We start from the raw sequence: 20,498 nt of genomic DNA, 5'->3' as shown, positions 1-20,498 counted from the left end.
GCCGACCGAGCACGAGGACGCCGTGCTCCGCCTGCTCGACTTCTACCTGGTCGGCCTGGCCGAGGCCGTGGGGGCCGCCTACCCGTTCGACCGCGCGCTGCTGCCCCCGGTGCACCGGAGTTGCTCCCTCTCCCTCGGCTTCACCAGCCAAGGTGCCGCACTGGAGTGGATCATCACCGAGCGAGACAACCTGGTAAAGGCCATCCACTACGCCGTCGCTCACAACCAGCCCGAACATGCATGGCGACTCGCCGTGTTGATGTGGCGTCACTTCGGCAGCACCGGCCAATTCGCGGACTGGATCGAAACCATGGAACTGGCCAGGCGGATCGTGACAGCCGATCCGGCGAATAGGTACGGCCGAGCTCACGTGCTGCTTCGCCTGGCTACCGCGTACGAACGCCTCGGTCAACTTGCCCAAGCGCTGGAACTGGCCACGCAGGCGCTGCTCCTGTGGCAGCAGCTGGGAAACATGCTCGGCGAAGCCGCCACATTGGGCGCGATCGCCATCTCACTCGTGCAGCTTGGCCGCCACGACGAGGCGATTGAGCATTTCGCGACCGCACTCGAGAAGTACGAGCGGTGCGGTGACCTGCGCGGTGAGGCGCACGCCCTCAGCATGCTCGGTGTGCTCCACGAGGAGCGCGGCGACCTCGACGTGGCACTGCGTCAGCACCTCACCGCCGTGCCCATACTGCGCGAGGTCAACCACCGGCAGGGCCTTGCGCACGCACTGAACAACCTGGGCGTGGTGCAACAACGGCTCGGCATGGCCGACGAGTCGCTGGCAGCTCACTCGGAGGCATACGACCTGGCCGTCGAACTCGGCGACGACAGCCTGGCCGCCTACGCGTTGAACTACATCGGCAACGTGCACCGGTCGCTGGGCAGGCTGACCGAGGCCGCGCGCTACCAGGAGCGGGCCAGAACGGTGGCGGTCGACGTACCCGACACGGACTTGCGCACCCGCCTCTACCTGGATCGTGCCGCCACCGCCCAGGCCGGCGGAGACCTAGGTGGGGCGCACCGGAACTACGAGGCCGCTCTCGCGTTGGCCACCGGTACGGGGAACCGGGTCCACGGGGCCCATGCCGATCACGGTGTCGCACAAACCATGCACGCGCTCGGTAGGCACACTGACGCCGTACAGCACTGGGAGGCGGCCGAGGAAGGATTCACTTCACTGGGTTTGCCCGAAGCCCGCACTGTCCATGAAGAAAGAAGGATTTTCACCTGCTCCTGCCAGAAGCGACTCCGGCCACAATCTCTGTCGCCGCTGTAGGTGCCAACTCCCCGACGACGACATGGCCCCAAGCGCCAGGCATGTATCGTGCCTGGTCGAACAGTGTCGCTCCCACACGAACGAGTGACACCACATCTTTATGTCTTTACCCGATAGGGTTGCCGATTCATGCCAGAACCGAACCGGCCATGTCGGTGGCCAGAATTGTGCGGAACAGCCAGCAGCGGCAGTACAACAGTCGCCATAGGGCGGTCTCCCACGGTACTGCTCTCGCCGAACCCTGCTCCACCGAAGCGGCGAAGATGTCGACCACAGATGGCCGCGTTTCGCCCTTGGAGGGCGGGCGGCCGGTGAGGTTCACCCCAGAGGTTGAACCTGGCCGGCCTGGCTGTCGGGGGCTGGTGCGCGGTCGCCCGGTTCACGGCGTGGGTTCCGGGTATCCCACTCCTCCATGGCCGACCAGCCATCGGAGGCCGCGATGGGCAGTCTCGTGGGCGCTGCGCCGACGCTCGGCGTCGAGGAGGAGTTCCTCCTCGTGGACGCGCTGACCGGTGAGCCGGTGCCGCACGGCGGCGAGGTGGTCGAGTCGGTCAGGTCGCGTTTCGGGGTGGCGCTCGACGTCGAGTTGGCCGCCTCGCAGGTCGAGGTCCAGACGCCCGTCTGCCGCGACCTCGCCGACGTGCGGCGCCAGCTGCACGGCCTGCGCCTGGTGGCCGCCGAGGCCGCGCACCGGCTCGGGCACCGGCTGCTCGCGGTCGGCGCGCCGCCGGTCGGTGGGCCGGACGTGGTCATCAGCGACCGGGAGCGGTACCGGGCTCTCGGTGAGGACTACCGGCTGCTGGCCGGCGAGCAGTCCATCTGCGGCTGTCACGTGCACGTGGCCGTGCCCGACCCGGAGACGGCGGTGCAGGTGTGCAACCACGTGCGGCCGTGGTTGCCGGTGCTCGGGACGCTCACCGCGAACTCGCCCTTCACCCGCGGGCGGGACACGGGGTACGCGAGTTGGCGCTCGATCGTGTGGTCGCGCTGGCCGACCGCCGGACCGCCGCCCTACTTCGAGTCGTTGGCGCACTACGAGTCCACCTGCGACGCGCTGCTCGCGGCGGGCGCGATCCGGGACCGGCGGATGGTCTACTGGGACGTGCGGCCGTCCGCGCACCTGCCGACCGTGGAGGTGCGGGTCGCGGACGTCGCGGCCACGGTGGACGAAGCGGTGTTGTTGGCGGCCCTGGTGCGCGCGCTCGTCGTCGCGGCGCTGGCCGACCTGGGCCGCGGCCTGCGGGCGACGCCCGTGCCGACGGAGGTGTTGCGCGCCGCCTGCTGGCGGTCGGCGCGCGACGGCATCGGCGGCCAGGCCCTCGACGTGCTGTCCGGCCGCCTGCTGCCCGCGCGCCTGCTGCTGGACCGGCTGCTGCACCACGTCCACGACCACCTCGACCACGCCGACGGGGAGCTGGTCGGGCAACTGGTGTCCACACTGGACGGCAACGGCGGCGGGGCGGCCCGGCAGCGCCGCGCCTTCGCCCGCGCCGGCCGGATGTGGGACGTGCTCGACCACCTGGCTGCGGACACCCTGTCCGGCGCGGAGACGTGGACCGGCGAGCCGTTCGGCCGCACGGCCTGAGCAGGGCGTTCCGCCCCACGGAGCACGGCGCCGCTCCGGCCCTCAGCACAGGGCCGCTCCGGCGCTCAGCCCGGTGCCGCTCCGGCCCTCAGCACAGCGCCGCTCCGGCGCTCAGCCCGGCGCCACGCCCGAGTCCGGCACCGGCCGGGCGAGGCGGAACAGCGCGGTGCGGCCGGCGAGCAGGAACACGCGCGCGGCCTGCACGTCGCCGTCGGCGGCCTGCGCCTTGGCGTCCCGCATGAACCCCAGGGTGGCCGCCACCGGCCCGTGCGGCGCGGCGTCGGTCAGCGCGACCAGCCGGTCCAGCACCGGCTCCACCGCGTCACCGAACGCCGTGAGCACCCGGGCCATCTCCACGCGCGCGTCGGCGTGGTGGGGGTCGAGGCGCAGCACGGCCCGCACGGCGGAGTCGACCGCGGTGCGCAGCACCGCGACCGGGTCGTCCACCGGAACCGTCTCCTCGCTCACGATGGGTAAGAGTAGATCACCACCCGTGACCCGGCATGTGCACAGCGCACGATCGAGGGCGCGATGTGTGCCGAACGAACGAGCGGGGTACTCCGACGTGCCGAGGCTGCCTCCTGCCGGAACGAGGCGGCCGCAGTGACCTGGGGACGGCCATGACGTTGTCGGACAACACGCTCACCACGAAGATCAGCATCGAGCTGAACATGTCGGTGCCACCGCTGGCGCAGATCCGGCACTGGCTGGCCACCGTCCTGGCCGACCTCGCCGAAGAGCTGCTGCAGGACCTGCTGCTGGTCTGCACGGAACTGGTGTCCAACGCCTACGACCACGCCGGCGCGCCACGCCGGCTGCGCGTGCACCCCACGCCGGACTACCGGGCGCTGCGCGTGGAGGTGGACGACGGCAGCCCCGACCTCCTGCCGGTCGCCGGCACGTCGCGCCTGAACGGCTTCCGCGGCCGCGGCCTGGTCATGGTGGACAGCCTGTCGTGCCGCCGCTGGGGCACGCGGGTGCACGACGACGGCAAGACCGTGTGGGCGGAGCTGGCGCTGGCCTGAGCCGGCGGGACGGTCAGTAGCTGTCGGCCCGCGTCAGCTCGTGCTCGAACTCGTCCGCGGCCGCCACGAGCAGCATCAACGGGCGTTCGAACTCCTCCCGCACGCTCAGGTCCTCCAGCGGCACGGTGTGCTTGAGCAGGGCCACGCCGTCGACCACCGCGGCGCCGCCCACCGCCGACGTGCCGGCCAGCTCCAGCAGTCGCCGCAGGTCGATCGCGTCGGCCCGGCCGACCGGCGAGGAGATCTCGACCCACGCGACGCCGTCCGACTCCGGCACGTGGTGCACCGACACCTGCTGGGTCCGGTCCCGACCGGTGTCGAGGCGGAACCGCAGCCAGCTGTCGGTCTCCTCAAGCACCTCGTACCGCGTCCGGACATAGTTGATCACGTCGATCCAGCTGGTCACCGCTGTCGCCCCTCACCCCTGGTCACGCCACGTCCGGTCGCCGCACACGGTAGCCGAACCGACAGGTCGGGGCCGCGACCCGCGGGCCGCGACCCCGATCCGTGTCGAACCGCCGCGCCTACCGGTAGGTGATGTCGGAGGCGGCGTAGAAGCAGTTCTTGCCGTCCGCGCCCTCACCGATCTTCTTCGGCTCCGAGCCCTTCGGCACGCCCTGGTACTTCTCGCAGATCGTCGTGTCGCCGTAGACCGTGATCCGCGAGAACCGGGCCGTGTCGCCCCAGTTCGTGTTGATGCCCGCCAACACGTCCGTGTTCCGGGCCGTCACCCCGTTCATCACCACGTGGCGCTGGTACGACGTCGAGCAGTTCCCGCAGGCCCGGTACAGCTTGCCCGCGTCGTGCACCTGGAAGTTCCGGATCGTCACCGTCCCCGCGCCGTTGTGCTGGAACACCTTGTCCGACGCCTTCCGCGCCCCGCCGCCGTCCACCAGGTACGTCGCCGACGAGCTCGACGACTTGAACGTCGCCGCGTCCTCGCCCACGTCGTTCCACCACACGTTGCGGATCGTGCACGACCCCTCGCAGTGGATGCCGTCGCCCGCCGGCGCGTCGATGAACAGGTTCTCGATCGTCCCGCCGTTCGCCACCACGAACATCGGGTCCTGGCTCTCGCCCTGACCACCGTCGCCGATGCCGTAGTACCGCTTCATCCCACCGTCGAAGTACGTCCCCACGTTCCGGGTCGTCGTCTGGTGGACGCTGCCGGTGTCGCTCGGCCACGCACCGCTGCCGTCCCCGCCGCCCGGCACCGACGTCGTCGTGGTCGTGGTCGTCGTCCGCGTCGTCGTGGACGTGGAGGTGGACGTCGAGGTCGGGCCGCCGCTGGTCGGCGTGAACGCCCACTGCTTGGTGGCCACGCTGTCGCACGAGTTCTGCTGCACGGGCGCGCCGGCCGAGGTGGAGTTGTCGGCGGTGTTCATGCACTTGCCGCCGTTGGCGTTGACCACGCGGTAGTTGCTGCCGCTCGCGGTCAGGCTCCAGGTCTGGCTTGCGGACCCGGAGCACGACTGCTGCTCGATCGCCTTGCCGGCCGAGGTGGAGGCGTCCCGGACGCCCACGCACAGGCCGGTGGCGACCGACGTGATCCGGAAGCCGCCGCTCACCGCGGTCAGCGTCCACTGCTGGCTGCCGGTCGTGCCGCACGACGCCTGCTGGAGTTGGACGCCGGTGGACGTGCTCGCGTTCGGCACCGCGAGGCACAGCCCGCTGCCGCCGTTCCGCACCACGTACGTGCCCGCGCCGACCGCGGCCTGCGCCGACCCGGCGGCCGACCACGCCGTGAAGGTGGCGGCCAGCGCGATCACCGCCGCCGCGGCCGCCGACCCGGTGCGCCACCTGCCGCGCGCCGGCCGTGCCGACCGCGGGGGTCGGGGTTGCTCCGATGTGCTCATCACAGCTCCACTTCTCACTTCCCGGGAAGGTCGGGGGAGGCGGCGGTCCCTTTCCGACCAACATGCGCTCGAATCCATTTCACGGGCACGCGAAATACGCGCCGCGATGGCGGAATTCGCTTTCCCGGCGGATGTTAGATGCTGCGTAACCAGCAGGTCAACGGCAGTTTTCGACGGCGTCGCCCGCCCGCGCGTCGAATACTGTCGAACGCCGAGGTGAAAGGCCGTGCGAGCAGATCAAGGACGATCCGGGGCCAATACGGCCGGTCATATTCGTGAACCGGCCCGACCGGTTCCGGTCACATTTGTGAACAAATGCCCCGCGGTAACGGCCCGTGCGTCACGGCGCGCCGAGGGCGGTCACGCCCAGCACGGCCAGGGCCACCACCTTGACCACTTCCAGCGCGACGTACGCGAGGTGCGCCCGCGACCGGGGCGGCGTCTCCCCCGCCAGCACGCGGTCGGACCGCCGGTTGAGCACCGGCCGCACGGCGGCCAGCTGGAGCACCAGGACGACGACCACGACGCCGACGGCCACGGGGTTCGGCGACCCGCCCACCAGCGACGCCGCCACCACGGCGACGGCGAGCACGACCTCGGCGGCGTTGAGCGCGCGGAACACGATCCGGCCGATGCCGAGCCCGACCACGAGCGTCACGCCCGGCGCGCGGAACTTCAGCGGAGCCTCCAGGAACGAGATCGCCAGCACCATCCCCAGCCAGAGGCAGGAGACGCCCCCGACCACCGCCGCCGACGTCACCGCGCACCACCGCCCTCGGCGAGGGTCGCCCCGCAGCGGGGGCACACCGGGCGGGCCGGCCCGTCGTCCAGCGCGCCGCACTCCGGGCAGACCCGGGACAGCCGGCACACCGGGTCGCCCCCTTCGGTCTCCTCCCGGCGCACCGCGGTCACGGGCACGTCGTCCCCGTCGGAGCCCATGGCGTCTCCCGTCGTCCCGATCGGACCACAAAGCGGACTCGACAATACCTCTTTGCTACCGTGCCCTCCATGCACCTGATCCGGTCGACGGACATCGCGCTGCGCGTGGTGATGCTGCTCGCCTCCGGCGGTGGCCGGCTCACCGTCGACCAGCTCTCCGACGCCCTGGACGTGCCGCGCAACCACCTCGCCAAGGTCGTGCAGCGCCTCCAGCGGCACGGCTTCGTCGCCACCGCGCGCGGCCGGGCCGGCGGGGTCGTGGTGCCCGCCGAGGTGCTGGACACGTCCGTCGGGGCGATCGTGCGCGCCTTGGAGGGCGACGGCGAGGTGGTCGACTGCGAGGGCCCGCCGTGCCCGCTGCGCGGCGGCTGCCACCTGCGCTCCGCGTTGCGCACGGCCCAGCTCGCGTTCCTGGCCGTGCTGGACGGGGTGACCGTGCGGGGTCTCGTGGCCGACCCGGCCGGTCCCGTGCTGCTCGACCTGGTGCCGCAGCGCGCGGGCGGTGCGCCGTGACCGCGAGCCGCGACCTGACCGGCCGGGACGACGCGCTGACCGTGGTGACCGAGTTCTACCGGCGCGCGTTCGAGGACGGCGTGCTGGGCCCGATCTTCCGGGACGTGGCGCGGCTCGACCTGGCCGCGCACCTGCCGGTGATCGCCGACTTCTGGGACACGGTGCTGTTCCGCGCCGGCACGTACCGCCGGAACCTGCTGCGGGTGCACCTCGCCCTGCACGAGCAGTTCCCGCTGACGTCCGCGCACTTCAGCCGGTGGCTCGCGCTCTGGGCCGCCACCGTGGACGACCTGTTCGTGGGCGCGAAGGCGGACATGGCGAAGACGCAGGCGGAGCGGATCGCCTGGTCGATGATCCGCAGGCTGCGGCGGGAGGACGCGAGCGAGCTGGTCACCATCCGCCGGCGGGACCAGCTCGACCAGCCCTGACCGCCGGCGGTTGCCCACCGGGCCGCGGGCCGGGATCGTGGGCGGGAGTGTGATCGGCACGGCGACGTGATCGGCACGGCGACGCCCGGGCTCGGCAACGCGCGGCGGAGGCGGGCGGTCGGCGGCTGCTTGAGCGGCGGCGGGCGGTCCGTGGGGGGCGGCGGTCGGCGGCGGCAGCGGCTTGAGCGGTAGCGGTTGGTGGCGGTCGGGTGTGGGAGGTGGTCGTGGTCCAGGTCGGTCCCCGGTCGGCGGTGGTGGTGGGCGCGGGCATCGTCGGGCTGTCCACCGCGTGGTTCCTGCAGGAGCGCGGCGTCGCCGTGACCGTGGTCGACCGGACCGGGGTGGCGGCCGGGGCGTCGTGGGGCAACGCCGGGTGGTTGGCACCCGGCCTGACGATCCCGCTCAACGAGCCGTCCGTGCTGCGCTACGGCCTGCGGTCGCTGCTCGACCCGGCCGCGCCGCTGCACGTCCCGCTGACCGCCGACCCGGCGCTGTGGTCGTTCCTGACCCGGTTCGCGGCGCACTGCCGCTGGTCGTCGTGGACCCGCGCGGTCCGGGCGAACCGCTCGCTCAACGCGGGTTGCCTGGCGGCGTTCGACGAGCTGACCGCCAACGGCGTGGCCGCGCCCACGGTCGCCGCCCCGGTCACCGCCGGGTTCGCGGACCGGCGGCAGGCGCACGGGCTCCTGCGGGAGCTGGACCGGATGGCCGAGGCCGGCGAGCCGGTCGAGCACGCCGAACTCGACGCGGCCCGGCTGCGCGAGCTGGTGCCGCTGGCGTCGCGGGCCCTGACCGCGGGCGTGCGGATCGACGGCCAGCGGCACCTCGACCCGGGCGGGTTCGTGCGGGCGCTGGCCCGGTCGGTCGCCGACCGGGGCGGGACGGTCCGCACCGACGAGGCCACCGGCGTCCGGCCGCACGGCCGAGGCGTGGGCGTGCGCACCCGCGACGGCGGGACGCTCGTCGCCGACGTCGCGGTCGTGGCGACCGGCGCGTGGCTGTCCCGGCTCGCGGCCGCGTGGGGTGTGCGGGTCCCGGTGCGCGCCGGTCGCGGCTACTCGTTCACCGTGCCGGTGGACCGACCCGTGCCCGGTCCGATCTACCTCCCCGGAGCCCGGGTGGCGGGCACGCCCTACCGGGGCGCGCTCCGGATCGCGGGCACCATGGAGTTCCGCGACCCGGACGCGCCCGCGGTGGCGGCCCGAACGGAGGCGATCATCGCCTCGGTCCGCCCGCTGCTGGACGGCGTGCGCTGGGAGGAGTGCCGCGACGTGTGGGTCGGCCCGCGCCCGATCACGCCCGACGGCCGGCCGCTCATCGGCGCGGTGCGGGTGCCCGGCGTGTACGTCGCGGGCGGTCACGGCATGTGGGGGCTCGCCCACGGCCCGGTCACCGGTCGGCTGCTGGCCGAGCACGTCGCCACCGGCCGGCGGCCGGACGCGTTGCGCGACTTCGACCCGCTGCGCTGACCCGCGCCGCCGGCTGGCGTCTCGGTGCGGGGACCTGGTCCGAGCGGCGGGAGGGGCGTGCGGAGGCGACCGGCGGGCGTCGAGCGCCGTGCCCCGACCGCGATCACAGCAGGACGTTGAGCAGCACGGTCAGCAGGACCGACAACAGCACCGACACCACGAGCATGGTCAGGCAGCCGGCCCGACCGCCCAGGAACTCCACCCGGGTGTTGCCGAAGCGCATGGCCGTCCTCCCGTTCGACCCCGGATACCGCCGGTGCGACCGGTCATGTGCGCGGCGGCGGAACACCGACCGTTCGGGTGCGCGGCACGCCCGGCCTCACTCCTTCACGCAGGAGATCCAGTACCGGCCGCCCTCGTGGTGCACGCCGTGCGTCTCGCTGGCGAAGCCGGGGAACCGCTGGTCGAACGCCTCCAGCACGCGCAGGTACCGGGGCAGCGGGCCGTCCGGCGAGCCGACGCGCTCCCCCGGCACCAGCACCGGGATGCCCGGCGGCGTGGTCGTGACCTGGGTGGCCACCACGCGGTCGGCCAGGTCGGCGAGCCCCACCAGCTCGGTCTCGCCCCGGATGAACCGCTGGTACGCCTCGGCCGGCGTCATCACCGCCGTGGGCGGCGCGGGGCTGGTGAACGCCTCGTTGAGCAGCTGCACGACCTTGCTGTCGGCCAGGCTGTGGTGCATCTCCGCGCACAGCTGCGGCAACGTCATCCCGCGGTAGCGCTCGGGGTGCGCCTTGACCAGGTCCGGGAGCACCTCGCTCAGCGACGCGCCGTCGTCGTGCAGTTGCTTGAAGTCGGTGAGCGCGTCCAGCAGCGTGCCCCACTTGCCCTTTGTGATGCCCATGGAGAACAGCACCAGGAACGTGTAGACGTCCGTCTTCTCCACCACGATCCGGCGGGTCTCCAGGTACGCGGTGACCACGCGGGCCGGGATGCCGAACGCCGACACGTCGCCGCGCGCGTCCACGCCGGGGCAGGTGATCGTCACCTTGACCGGGTCGAGCAGGCAGAAGCCGGGTTCGAGGTCGGGGAAGCCGTGCCACGCCGCGTCCGGCTCCAGCGCCCAGCAGTCCGGCGTGGTGCGCAGCAGGTCCAGCGGCGCCTCGTGGAACGCGATCCGCCCGCCGGTGCCCGGGTCGGTGACCTCCGGCGGCTGCCACACCCCGAAGAACCACGGCGGCCGGTCCCCCGCGTCGGCCAGCCGCCGGCCCAGCCGGACCATCGCCTGCCGGAACCGGACCGCCTCGGTGATGGCCTCGCCGGTCAGCCAGGTGCCGGCCGGGCCGTCCATCATGCCCGCCGCGACGTCGCAGGCGGCGATCATCGGGTACAGCGGCGACGTGGTGCCGTGCATCATGTACGTCTCGTTGAACCGGGACCGGTCGAACGGCGCCTTGGCCCCCGACCGGACGTGGATCATCGCGGACTGCGACAGCGCGGCCAGGAGCTTGTGCGAGGAGTGGGTGGCGAACACGGTCGGGCGGTTCGCGTCCGGCAGCCCGTCGCCGTCGACCGCCATGCCGTAGCGGCGCGCGTAGAGCGGGTTGAACCGGCCGTAGGCGAACCACGCCTCGTCGAAGTGCAGCGTCCTGGTGGACGCGCCGAGCAGTTCGGTGACCCGGACGGTGTCGTAGCACAGCCCGTCGTAGGTGGAGTTCGTGACGACCGCGTACGCCGGGTCCGGACCGGCCGCGCCCGCCGCGATCGGGGTGCGCGCGATCTGCTCGCGCACCGCCTCGGGGGTCAGCCGCGCCGGCGGGATGGGGCCGGTGATCCCGTACCCGTTGCGCGTGGGCACCAGGTAGACCGGACGCGCGCCGGCGAGCGTGACGCCGTGGTTGATCGCCTTGTGGCAGTTGCGGTCCAGGAGCGTGATCTCGTCCCGGGCGACCGCGCTGTGCACGATCATGCGGTTCGACGTGGACGTGCCGTGCAGCACGAAGTAGGTCTCGTCCGCGCCGAAGATCCGGGCGGCGTTGCGCTCGGCGTCGCCGACCGGGCCGGTGTGCTCGAACAGCGAGCCCAGCTCGGCGACCGACACCGAGATGTCGGTGCGGAACAGGCGTTCGCCGTAGTAGTCGAAGAACGCCCGACCCACCGGCGACTTGAGGAACGCGATGCCGCCCGCGTGGGCCGGGGTGTGCCACGAGTACGGGTGCGTGTCGTCGAACCGGCGCAGCTCGCGGAAGAACGGCGGCAGCACGTGGTCGAGGTACTGGCGGGCGGCGAAGTCGATGCGGCCGGCGATGAAGTCCGGGGTGTCCTCCAGCAGCCAGATCCAGCCGTTGATGACCTCCGACACCCACAGCGGGGTCTCGTCGCTGTAGTCGCCGGTGGTCAGCAGGAACACGGGCAGGCGCGAGGAGAACCGGTCCAGCAGCATCCGCAGCACCCCGCCGGGCTCGGCCGGTCCGTCCTCGGCGGACGGGAGCGTGCCGCCGACCAGCTCCCAGCTCACCACGGCGGCCCCGAGGTCGGCCTGCGCGGTGATCGCCGCGGCCGCGTCGGCGGTGGAGTGCACCACCATCACGTCGTGGCCGCACTCGCGCAGGTGCGCGCGGACCTGCTCGACCTTGGCCGCCGGCACGGTGTTGTCCTCGGCCGCCCGTTCGGTGGCGATGAGGACGGTCGACCTGCTCACGACGATCAGCTCCCTCCGCACCGGGGTACGGAGCGAGCGTAGGAGCGGTGAAAAACGGTGGAACCGTTCATCACCGGAACGTGGCACAGGGTCACTCGGCCGTGCGATGGGGTGGCGGTGGTCGGTCGAGCGGGTAGGCCATCTCGACCCCGGCGAGGGTCACACCGTCGGGCAGGGGAACACGAGTCCTGTTCACCTCCTGGAACCCGAACGACCGGTACAGCGGCACGCCGGGCAGCGTGGCCATCAGCACCAGCGACCGGAAGCCGGCCGCGCGGGCGTCGCGCTCGCACGCGGCGAGGATGGCCCGCCCGAGCCCGCGGCGGGTCCAGTCGTCGCGGACGAACATCGCGCGCACCCTGGCGGGCTCGGCGGCCGGGTCGAGCAGGCGGCCGTCGGTGGGCCGGTCGCCGGAGCCGGTGTAGAGCTTGTCCCGCTTGCTCCACCCGCCGCAGGCCACGACCTCGCCCGCCGCCTCGTGGACGAAGTAGGTGCCGTCGTCCACCAGCACCACGTCGGGCTCGGTGAGGTAGCGCGCCGCGCTCGCGGTCTCGCGCTCGTCGTGGAAGTGCGGGAACAGCTCCAGCACGGACCGGCGCATCAGCGCCGCGATGGCGGGCACGTCCGCCCGGACGGCCTTGCGCAGCACGGGTGTCGCGCTCATCCGGCTCCCCTCGGCGCGGGCGGCACGTCCGCCGCCGCTTCGGGTCGTCGAGCATAAGCGGCCGGCTGCCGGGCGTGCCCGGGTCTGGAGAGCGCGCCTGCGGGCGCTGTGGTGCCGGACGCGATGCGGCAGACCCCACCGGCACCGGTCGACCGGCGCGTTCCGCGCCTACGGGCGCGGTCGGACGCGGGTCCACCGGCGACCCGAGCGCTGGGCGCGCGGGGTGGTCGCGGCGACGCAGCGGGTGCACAGGTGCAGGCTGCGGTCGGTGGTCTGCGACAGCCACACCGCGTCCGCCCACGGCACGTGCGGGAAGCGGGCCAGCCGGCTGCGGCTCAGGGCCTGCCCGCACAGGGTCTGGTTGGCGCCCGGGGTCCACGCGTGGACGTCACCGGACGGTTGGCGGACACCGTCCTCGTCCACCCACTGGCTCGACGCGGCGACACACGGCTGAACGCTCATACCGTCGTGTACCCGGGGACGGTCACACCGACCCGACGCGCGGCACCGGCACGAGTTCCGCGACCGCGTAACGGGCCAGCCGCGCCGCCGGCTCCCCGGCCGGGTCGCGGCCATCGACCGCCGCACCCCGACGGGGCACTTCGCCGCGGAACAGCCCCTCGACCCACCGGGCGACGGCCCGGGGCGACGGCACCAGGTCCGGCCCGAAACGCGCCTGGATGATGAGGTCCTCGCCGCTGTGGGTCTCGATCGCGGCCGCCCACCCGTGCCGCTCGTCCCACAGCAACGCCACGTCCCGGTCCGGGATGCCGGGCAACCGCCCGTCCAACGCCAGGTACGCGGTCGCCCGCGGCTCGGACTGCACGCAGGAGCACTCGCCGGTGAGCCCGATCTCCGCGCTCACCCGGCGCACGTACCCGCGCAGGGCCTGCCCCACCACGTCGTCGTAATCCAGTTCCACCGCGCATCGCCGCCTTCGACCCGGTCGCCCGGGGATGTCGACGCGCCGACTGTTTGACGCCCTCACCAGGTACCCCGATCGGCGGAGCGGTCAAACACCGCCGCGTCCCGGTCGACCGCCCGAGTGGCGTACCCCACTCGGTTGACCACGCCGTTCCGCCTCCCCCAGAGTGAGGACGTGCAGAAGGCCCTGAGCGTGCTGACCGTGCTCGCGTACGTGACGCTGCCGCTCGGGTCGGAGCGCTACGAGCAGGCGCTCGTGCCGACGCTGCTGGTCGGCCTGGCCTACGGCGCGCTGGCCGTCTTCGGCTTCCCGGTCGTGCACCGGCGGGGCCGCGCGTGGCGGGCGGCGTACGTCCTGGTCCAGCTGCCGCTGGGGTTCGTGCTGTTCGCGCTGTCCGGCGCGGCGATCGGCGCGGTGCTGCTGCTGGTCGTGCTGGTCTCGCAGGCCGTGCTGCTGCTCCCGCTGCCGGCGGCGGCCGGCGTGGCGGCGGTCATCCCGCTGATCCACGTGGAGATGGCGTGGCCCGACGGGTTGCGGGAAGGGCTGGGCACGTTGGCCGTCACGGCGTTCACCGTCGTCATCACGGAGCTGCTGGTGCGCGAGCAACGCGCCCGCGCCGAGCTGGCGGTCGCGCACGAACGGCTGCGCGGGTACGCGGCCCAGGCCGAGCAGTTGGCCACGACGCAGGAGCGCAACCGGGTCGCGCGGGACATCCACGACGGCCTCGGCCACCACCTCACCGTCGTGCAGATGCTGCTGCAGGCCGCCCGCGCGGTGATACCCACCGCCGACCCGGACCGGCTCGACGGCATGCTCGCCAAGGCTCAGGAGCAGGCGCGGGAGGCGTTGGCGGAGGTCCGCCGCTCGGTCGCCGCGCTGCGCGAGCCCCGGTCCGCGCCGCTGGTGGACGCGGTGCGGGAGCTGGCGTCGGAGGCCACCGGGGCGGGGGTGCCGACCGAGGTGGAGGTCCGCGGCACGGCCCGCGCGGCGCGGGCGGAGGTCGAGGAGTCGTTGTTCCGGGCCGCCCAGGAGGGGTTGACCAACGTGCGCAAGCACGCCGACGCGTCCGCGGCACGCGTGGTGCTCGACTACGAACGCGTCGACCTGGTCCGGCTGGAGGTGCGCGACGACGGCCGCGGCCTGGGCGACGACCCCGGCGGCGGGTACGGCCTGGTCGGGCTCCGGGAGCGGGTGGCGGGCCTCGGCGGTCGCGTGTCGGTGGACTCGGCCGCCGGGCGCGGCCTGACCTTGACCGTGGAGGTGCCCGCGTGACCGCCCCGGACGCGCCGGTCCGCGTGCTCATCGTGGACGACCAGGCCCTGTTCCGGGAGGCGCTCGCGACGTTGCTGGAGGTCCAGCCGGGCATCGAGGTGGTCGGGGAGGCGGGCGACGGCGAGCAGGCCGTGCGGCTGTGCGCCGAGCTGGCGCCCGACGTGGTGCTGATGGACCTGCGGATGCCGGTGCTGGACGGCATCGCGGCCACCCACCGGCTGCGCGTCGAGCAGCCCGGGGTGCGGGTGCTGGCGTTGACCACGTTCGACGACGACGCGGACGTGTTCGCGGCGTTGCGCGCCGGGGCGCTGGGCTACCTGCTCAAGGACGTGTCGTCGGCCCGGTTGGTGGAGGCGCTGGTCGCCGCACGGCGCGGCGAGTCGGTGTTGCAGCCGTCGGTCGCGGCCAAGCTCGTCGCCCGGGTCGCCAACCTGCCGGACGACGACCCGCCGGCGCGGCGACCGCTGCCCGTGCCGCTGTCCGACCGGGAGCTGGACGTCGTCCGGCTGCTCGCCGAGGGCCGCAGCAACCGGGAGATCGCCGGGGCCCTCTTCCTGGCCGAGGGCACGGTGAAGAACCTCGTCACCAGCGTCCTGTCCAAGCTCCAGGTGCGCGACCGCACCCAGGCCGCGCTGCGGGCCAGGGAGCTGGGCCTGTGCTGACCCCGCTCGGGGTCATGCCGCGAACATGACCGCACCCGTGACCTTCGGCACCTGACCGCACCACCCCGGTCGGCCGAGGATCCCGTCGTGACGACACCGATCGCGACGGAGGGAACCGACATGAGCCCGGAACCGACGACCACCACGACGCGCCGGCCGCGTCCCGTGCTGCGCTTCGCCCGGCACCTGCTGGAGATGGTCGTCGCCATGGTGGTGGGCATGGTGGCGCTGGAGCCGGTCTGGTCGTTCGCGTGGCCGGGCCTGGACGACAACGTGACCGCGCACGTGCTGGTGATGGCGACGAACATGGCGCTGGGCATGGCGGTGTGGATGCGGGTCCGCCGGCACGGCTGGGCGTCCGTCGCGGAGATGTCGGCCGCGATGTACGTGCCGTTCGCGGTGCTGCTGCCGTTCCACTGGGCCGGCGCGCTGTCCGCCATGGCGTTGATGACGGCCGGTCACGTGCTGATGGTCCCGGCGATGCTGGCCGCGATGCTGCGCCGCCGGCACGAGTACGGGTGCTGAGCGCCATGCGCGCGCCGACCCGGACCGCGGCCACCGCGCTGGTGTTCGTGTTCGCCGCCCTCGCCCTGCCCGCCGCCCTGGGCACGCCGACCGCGCTGGCCGCGTTCGACGACCTGAACGCCCCGCGCACGGACCGCTCCGCACCGCCGCCGGCGCCCGTGGCGCACGACCCGGACCGGCCGACCGCCGTGGTCGTGGTGGGCGACCGCGGCGCCGTCGTGTCCGACACCCTGGCCCCCTACGAGGTCCTGGCCACGACGGGCGCGTTCAACGTCTACGCGGTCGCGCCCACCGCCGGGCCGAAGCCGTTGACCGGCGGGCTGGACCTGGTGCCCGACCTCACCTTCGCCGGGCTGGCCGACCTGCTCGGCGCGCAGCCGCCGGACGTGGTCGTCGTGCCCGCCATGCCGGACGTGGGCGAGCCCACGTCGAAGCCGGTCGAGGACTGGCTGGCGCGGCAGGCGGCGGCCGGGGCGCTGGTGCTGGGCGTGTGCAACGGGTCCGGGGTGCTCGCGTCGGCCGGCCTGCTCGACGGGCGCGACGCGACGGCCCACTGGTTGCGCGTGGACTCGTTCGAGGAGGAGCACCCGGAGGTCCGCTGGGTCCGCGGCACGCGGTACGTGGACGACGGCGAGGTCGTCACCACGGCCGGGATCCTGTCCGGGGTGGACGGCACGCTGCGCGTGGTGGAACGGCTGGTCGGACCGGAGGCCGCGCGCCGGGCGGCCGAGGACACCGGGTGGCGCCACTACCACCGGGGCACCGCCGCCGCGCTGGCGCAGGCGCGGCTGCGGCCGGCGGACGCCGTCGTGGGGTTCAACACCGCGTTCGGCTGGGACCGCGACACGGCCGGCGTGCTGCTGTCGGACGGCGTCGGCGAGATCGAACTGGCCTCGGTGTTCGACACCTACGGCCAGTCGCTGGCCGTGCGCACGCTGTCCGTCGCGCCGGGCGTCGGGCCGGTGCGGTCGCGGCACGGGCTGACGTTCGTCCCCAGGGCGGACCCGGTCGCCGCGGCGGGCGGGCTGGACCGGCTGGTGGTGCCGGGCGCGCAAGCCGCGCGGCAGCGCGTGGCGGACCCGTTCGCCGACCTCGCGCCGGTCTACGTGCACGCCGAGCCGGGTTTCCCGTTCGACGGCGTGCTGCGCGACCTGGCGCGCACCACCGACGTGGCCACCGCGACGTGGACGGCGAGGGTCCTGGAGTACCCGACCGACCACCTCGCGCTCGACGGCCCGGCCTGGCCGTGGACGCGGTCGCTGCGGCCGCTGGGGCTCGCCCTGCTGGGCGTGCTCGCGGCGACCGCCCTGGTCAGGCGGCTGAGGGCGGCGTGATCAGGTGGACACCAGCCGCACCGCGGCGACCGCCGCGTCCACGGAGTCGTGCAACGCGAGCGCCCCGTCGACCTGGCTCATCCGCAGCGGCCGCAGCACGGGCCTGCTGTTCGCGACCACCGCGAACGGGACGCCCAGCCGGGACGCCCGGTGGTGGGCGTTGACCAGCATCGCGATCCCGACCGAGCCCATGAAGTCGACCCCGCCGAGGTCGAGCACCACCCCGGCGGGACGCGACTCGAACACCTGGTCGAGTTCGGTCGCGACCGGGGGCTGCGAGGCCGCGTCGATGGCGCCGGACACGCTGACGAGCACGATGTCGCCGTCCAGCGCGGTGGTGGTCGTGTGGTGGATGGGGTGCGGGTGCTCGTCCATGACCGGCCCTCCTCGCGGTCGCCGCGCCACCGACCCTGCTACCGCCGGGCGCGACGCGCAAACCGAAGGGGGCTCAGCTCGCCCACGCGAGCAGCGCCCGGTGGCGCTCCGGGTCGCGCAGCAGGCGAAGGGACTCCTTCTCCAGCTGGCGGATGCGCTCCTTGGTCAGGCCCAGCTCGTCGGCCAGCTCCTGGAGGCTGTGCGCCTGCCCGTCGGCCAGGCCGTAGCGCTGGGTCACGATGCGCGCCTGCCGCTCCGGCAGCGTGCGCACCAGGGCACGCAGCTCCTCGGCGAACTGGTGCTGCTCGACGGCCTCGTGGGCGTGCACGGCCTCGGCGTCCTCGATGAGGTCGGCCACCGACGCGTCGCCCTCGTCGCCGACCGGGGCCTCCAGGCTGAGCGTGGCGCGGCTCGCGGCCAGCAGCTCGACCACCCGGGTCACCGGCATCTTCGCCGCCGCCGCGATCTCCTCGGCGGTCGGCTCGCGGTCGGCCTCCAGGCGCAGTCGCTGCTCGGCCTTGCGCAGCTTGCCGACCTCCTCGTGGACGTGCATCGGCAGCCGGATGGTGCGGGTCTGCTCGGCCAGGCCGCGCTCGATGGCCTGGCGGATCCACCAGACGGCGTAGGTGGAGAACTTGAAGCCCTTGACGTAGTCCCACTTCTCCACCGCGCGGATGAGGCCCAGGTTGCCCTCCTGCACCACGTCCAGCAGCGGCAGGCCGCGGAACGAGTGCTTCTTGGCCACCGACACGACCAGGCGCAGGTTGGCCCGGATCATGTGGTCCTTCGCCCGGCGGCCCTCCTCGACCACCGTGCGCAGCGCACGGCGGCGCTCCGCGTCCAGCGCCGGGCTCTCGCCCTCGTCGGACCGCCGCACCAGCTCGGCGGCGTACACGCCGGCCTCGACGCGCTTGGCGAGCACGACCTCCTCGTCCGCCGTGAGCAGCGGCGTCGCGGCGAGCTCGCGCAGGTAGCGGCCAACCAGGTCGGCGTCCCCCGCGCCCTCGCGCGGCTGCGCGGCCGTCCGGGCGGGAGCGGTCGGGCGGGTCTGTCGGGGCATGTCCGTCGTCACCGGCATGGTTCTCCTCGCGGCATCGCGCTCGCGCACGCACGCACGGCGTGCCCGAGCCAGGGACTTCGTGGGGTCGTCCGCCGACACGGCGGCTTCGGACGACTTTCGCCCCGCGCACCTCGGGCAGGGCCGACAGCCGTTTCAACGGAACGCTTCCGGCTCGTATTCCAACCCTCGGGGCGCACCCCTCACGTGGACGTGACGTGCCGCACGCGACATGCTGGGACCTCGACCCACGGAAGGTGGCGCATGGCGGTGGACACGACCGGCGAGGACCTGGCGGCCCGGCTGAACGCGGTGTCCCGCGCGCTGCACCGGCAGAACAACGCCCAGGACACGCTGGACGAAATCGTGCGCACCGCCGTCGGCACCATCCCCGGCGCGCGGCACGCGGGCATCATGACCATCCTGGGCAAGCGGGAGGTGCGCACCGTCGCCTCGACCGACGACGTGCCGAACGAGGTCGACCGGATCCAGTACGCCACCGGCCAGGGACCGTGCCTGACCGCGCTGTACCAGCAGAAGGTGGTCAGCGCGCCGGACCTCGCCGACGAGTCGCGCTGGCCGCTGTTCGCCGAACGCGCACTGGCGTTCGACGTGACGAGCATGCTGTCGTTCCGGCTCTACATGGACGGCGACGACCTGGGCGCGCTCAACCTCTACGCGCCGGAGGCGCACGCCTTCGAGGAGGAGTCGCACCACGTCGGGCTGCTGTTCGCCGGCCACGCGGCCGTGGCGCTGGCCACCGCGCAGGAGCGCGACCACCTGGCGGAGGCCGTGCACACGCGGGACCTGATCGGCCAGGCCAAGGGCATCCTGATGGAACGCCACAAGCTGACCGCCGACCAGGCGTTCTCCGTGCTGGTCCGGGTCAGCCAGCAGAGCAACATGAAGCTGCGCGACCTGGCCGAACAACTGGCCCACACGGGCCAACTCCCCGCCCGCGCCGGCGGCGAACGCCGGTCCGAGGACTGACGGGCCGCACGACAGCACCGCCGGTCGCCGGGTGGAGCGCACGCGGACTCGACCGTGCTCACGGTCCGATGGCTTGGCGGTCGGTCGTGCCGACGCGTTGCGGACGACCTAGCGCAGCTTCAGGTTCTTGACCAGGTCCCAGAGGAACGGGTTGCCGCGGAAGTTGATGCTGGGCTGCCGACCGGGCGGCGGGGTCAACTCGTTCGGGTAGACCTCCACCGTGTCCCGGCTCTTCGCGGCGACCTGCTTGAGGATTTCCTTGCCGATCCAGGTCGGGTTCGACGCGGCGGCGTCGTAATGCCCCGTGTGCCCGGTCCGGATCTGGTCGGCGAGGTAGTGCTCGAACTTCATCCAGTTGTCACCGGGGGCGGCGAACGGCGCGCGGAACGGGGACGGGGTGTGTAACAACGGCCCCGCACCGGCCGCCTGCGCGTTCACGACGTCGTTGAGGATGACGCACTCCGCGACGTTGTTCCACTCCGCCCATTCGACCGCCAGGGCGTAGCCCGCGGCCTTTTTGACGTCGTTGGTCAACGACGAGACGTTGTAGCCCTTGAGCCCGCTGATGTCGGCGAAGGCCATCGCCTTCTTCGCGTTGTGCAGCTCGAAGAAGAGGTCGTCCCGGATCTCCGTGTTCGTCTTCGGGCCGCCGGCGTTCTGCTGCCACACCCTGATGGTGTTGGTCGCCGCTTCGTAGCTCGCGTCCCCCACACCCGCGACCGACACGAGCGTGAGGGCACGACTGGTGGTGACGACGTTGTGCAGGCGCGACTTGAACGCGTCGCTGTTGTTGTAGAGTTCGTCATAACGCTGGACGAGGACGGGATCGGAATTCGGGGCGATTTTGGGTGCCATTGCCGGCCCTTCGCGTTCGAGGAAGTGTGATGCGGAACACAGGCACTCTAGCGCACACCGCAATTTGTGAATGATGCTCTATTGCGGTCGCGCTCGGCACG

The 20,498-nt window shown here is 73.1% G+C and carries 23 protein-coding genes; 11 read left to right on the top strand and 12 right to left on the bottom strand.

Going from position 1 to position 20,498, the window contains the following annotated elements; all coding sequences use genetic code 11:
* Positions 1-1,282, top strand: a 1,282-nt coding sequence (locus ACFXGA_RS21370; protein WP_378090465.1) for a tetratricopeptide repeat protein, incomplete at its 5' end; no start/stop codon positions are given.
* Between the two features lie 412 nt (positions 1,283-1,694).
* Positions 1,695-2,867, top strand: a complete 1,173-nt coding sequence (locus ACFXGA_RS21365) for a glutamate--cysteine ligase (RefSeq protein WP_378090463.1) — start codon at positions 1,695-1,697, stop codon at positions 2,865-2,867.
* Between the two features lie 111 nt (positions 2,868-2,978).
* On the opposite strand, the gene ACFXGA_RS21360 is transcribed toward ACFXGA_RS21365, so the two are convergent.
* The gene (locus tag ACFXGA_RS21360; protein WP_378090461.1) at positions 2,979-3,335 is read right to left on the bottom strand and encodes a hypothetical protein; all 357 of its coding nucleotides are present in this window, start codon (positions 3,333-3,335) and stop codon (positions 2,979-2,981) included.
* Positions 3,336-3,487: 152 nt separating this feature from the next.
* Here ACFXGA_RS21360 and ACFXGA_RS21355 point away from each other — a divergent pair, with 152 nt between their 5' ends.
* A complete protein-coding gene (locus ACFXGA_RS21355) occupies positions 3,488-3,892 on the top strand; it encodes an ATP-binding protein (RefSeq protein WP_378090459.1) in 405 nt (134 codons plus the stop codon).
* Between the two features lie 13 nt (positions 3,893-3,905).
* On the opposite strand, the gene ACFXGA_RS21350 is transcribed toward ACFXGA_RS21355, so the two are convergent.
* The 4 genes from ACFXGA_RS21350 to ACFXGA_RS21335 all read right to left on the bottom strand — a co-directional run bounded on the left by ACFXGA_RS21350 (position 3,906) and on the right by ACFXGA_RS21335 (position 6,687).
* Positions 3,906-4,298 carry a hypothetical protein gene (locus ACFXGA_RS21350; RefSeq protein WP_378090457.1) on the bottom strand — a complete coding sequence of 131 codons (393 nt, stop codon included), beginning with the start codon at positions 4,296-4,298 and terminating at the stop codon, positions 3,906-3,908.
* 118 nt (positions 4,299-4,416) lie between these two features.
* Positions 4,417-5,748 (bottom strand): pectate lyase, encoded by a 1,332-nt coding sequence (locus ACFXGA_RS21345; protein ID WP_378090455.1) that lies wholly within the window; start codon positions 5,746-5,748, stop codon positions 4,417-4,419.
* 340 nt (positions 5,749-6,088) lie between these two features.
* Entirely contained in the window at positions 6,089-6,460 is a 372-nt protein-coding gene (locus tag ACFXGA_RS21340; protein ID WP_378090469.1) for a hypothetical protein, read from the bottom strand.
* Between the two features lie 44 nt (positions 6,461-6,504).
* Positions 6,505-6,687 carry a hypothetical protein gene (locus ACFXGA_RS21335; RefSeq protein ID WP_378090453.1) on the bottom strand — a complete coding sequence of 61 codons (183 nt, stop codon included), beginning with the start codon at positions 6,685-6,687 and terminating at the stop codon, positions 6,505-6,507.
* A 69-nt stretch (positions 6,688-6,756) separates the two neighbouring features.
* Here ACFXGA_RS21335 and ACFXGA_RS21330 point away from each other — a divergent pair, with 69 nt between their 5' ends.
* From ACFXGA_RS21330 to ACFXGA_RS21320, 3 genes are all read left to right on the top strand, one after another.
* Positions 6,757-7,200, top strand: coding sequence for an RrF2 family transcriptional regulator (locus tag ACFXGA_RS21330; protein WP_378090451.1), 444 nt, complete (start codon positions 6,757-6,759; stop codon positions 7,198-7,200).
* The gene (locus ACFXGA_RS21325) at positions 7,197-7,628 is read left to right on the top strand and encodes a group III truncated hemoglobin (protein WP_378090449.1); all 432 of its coding nucleotides are present in this window, start codon (positions 7,197-7,199) and stop codon (positions 7,626-7,628) included. The genes ACFXGA_RS21330 and ACFXGA_RS21325 overlap by 4 nt, the downstream gene beginning before the upstream one ends.
* Before the next feature lie 224 nt (positions 7,629-7,852).
* A complete protein-coding gene (locus tag ACFXGA_RS21320) occupies positions 7,853-9,097 on the top strand; it encodes an NAD(P)/FAD-dependent oxidoreductase (RefSeq protein WP_378090447.1) in 1,245 nt (414 codons plus the stop codon).
* Between the two features lie 319 nt (positions 9,098-9,416).
* Here the strand turns inward: ACFXGA_RS21320 and ACFXGA_RS21315 are convergent, their stop codons facing one another.
* The 4 genes from ACFXGA_RS21315 to ACFXGA_RS21300 all read right to left on the bottom strand — a co-directional run bounded on the left by ACFXGA_RS21315 (position 9,417) and on the right by ACFXGA_RS21300 (position 13,324).
* Complete coding sequence (locus ACFXGA_RS21315) at positions 9,417-11,738, bottom strand: Orn/Lys/Arg decarboxylase N-terminal domain-containing protein (RefSeq protein ID WP_378090445.1); 2,322 nt, start codon at positions 11,736-11,738, stop codon at positions 9,417-9,419.
* A gap of 91 nt (positions 11,739-11,829) precedes the next feature.
* On the bottom strand, positions 11,830-12,402 hold the full coding sequence (locus tag ACFXGA_RS21310; RefSeq protein ID WP_378090443.1) for a GNAT family N-acetyltransferase: 573 nt from the start codon (positions 12,400-12,402) through the stop codon (positions 11,830-11,832).
* Between the two features lie 168 nt (positions 12,403-12,570).
* Complete coding sequence (locus tag ACFXGA_RS21305) at positions 12,571-12,825, bottom strand: hypothetical protein (RefSeq protein WP_378090441.1); 255 nt, start codon at positions 12,823-12,825, stop codon at positions 12,571-12,573.
* A 61-nt stretch (positions 12,826-12,886) separates the two neighbouring features.
* Positions 12,887-13,324: a DUF6292 family protein gene (locus tag ACFXGA_RS21300; protein WP_378090439.1), complete on the bottom strand. Its 438-nt coding sequence runs from the start codon at positions 13,322-13,324 to the stop codon at positions 12,887-12,889.
* Positions 13,325-13,501: 177 nt separating this feature from the next.
* Between ACFXGA_RS21300 and ACFXGA_RS21295 the strand changes: the two genes are divergently transcribed.
* From ACFXGA_RS21295 to ACFXGA_RS21280, 4 genes are all read left to right on the top strand, one after another.
* Positions 13,502-14,599: a sensor histidine kinase gene (locus tag ACFXGA_RS21295; protein WP_378090437.1), complete on the top strand. Its 1,098-nt coding sequence runs from the start codon at positions 13,502-13,504 to the stop codon at positions 14,597-14,599.
* Positions 14,596-15,261 carry a response regulator gene (locus ACFXGA_RS21290; RefSeq protein ID WP_378090435.1) on the top strand — a complete coding sequence of 222 codons (666 nt, stop codon included), beginning with the start codon at positions 14,596-14,598 and terminating at the stop codon, positions 15,259-15,261. The genes ACFXGA_RS21295 and ACFXGA_RS21290 overlap by 4 nt, the downstream gene beginning before the upstream one ends.
* A 120-nt stretch (positions 15,262-15,381) precedes the next feature.
* Complete coding sequence (locus tag ACFXGA_RS21285; RefSeq protein ID WP_378090433.1) at positions 15,382-15,786, top strand: hypothetical protein; 405 nt, start codon at positions 15,382-15,384, stop codon at positions 15,784-15,786.
* Between the two features lie 5 nt (positions 15,787-15,791).
* Positions 15,792-17,120 (top strand): DJ-1/PfpI family protein, encoded by a 1,329-nt coding sequence (locus ACFXGA_RS21280; protein ID WP_378090431.1) that lies wholly within the window; start codon positions 15,792-15,794, stop codon positions 17,118-17,120.
* Here ACFXGA_RS21280 and ACFXGA_RS21275 read toward each other — a convergent pair whose 3' ends face one another.
* Both ACFXGA_RS21275 and ACFXGA_RS21270 read right to left on the bottom strand, forming a co-directional pair.
* A complete protein-coding gene (locus ACFXGA_RS21275) occupies positions 17,121-17,495 on the bottom strand; it encodes an STAS domain-containing protein (RefSeq protein WP_378090429.1) in 375 nt (124 codons plus the stop codon).
* Positions 17,496-17,568: 73 nt separating this feature from the next.
* Positions 17,569-18,573 carry an RNA polymerase sigma factor RpoD/SigA gene (locus ACFXGA_RS21270; protein ID WP_378090427.1) on the bottom strand — a complete coding sequence of 335 codons (1,005 nt, stop codon included), beginning with the start codon at positions 18,571-18,573 and terminating at the stop codon, positions 17,569-17,571.
* Positions 18,574-18,816: 243 nt separating this feature from the next.
* Here ACFXGA_RS21270 and ACFXGA_RS21265 point away from each other — a divergent pair, with 243 nt between their 5' ends.
* On the top strand, positions 18,817-19,542 hold the full coding sequence (locus ACFXGA_RS21265) for a GAF and ANTAR domain-containing protein (RefSeq protein WP_378090425.1): 726 nt from the start codon (positions 18,817-18,819) through the stop codon (positions 19,540-19,542).
* 108 nt (positions 19,543-19,650) lie between these two features.
* Here ACFXGA_RS21265 and ACFXGA_RS21260 read toward each other — a convergent pair whose 3' ends face one another.
* Positions 19,651-20,397: a hypothetical protein gene (locus tag ACFXGA_RS21260; protein WP_378090423.1), complete on the bottom strand. Its 747-nt coding sequence runs from the start codon at positions 20,395-20,397 to the stop codon at positions 19,651-19,653.
* Positions 20,398-20,498 lie beyond the last annotated feature (101 nt).

It is taken from the genome of Actinosynnema sp. NPDC059335, assembly GCF_042752395.1.
GTDB lineage: Bacteria > Actinomycetota > Actinomycetes > Mycobacteriales > Pseudonocardiaceae > Actinosynnema.
Note: the sequence above shows the minus strand (reverse complement) of the source record. Positions and strands in the feature narration are given on the sequence as shown.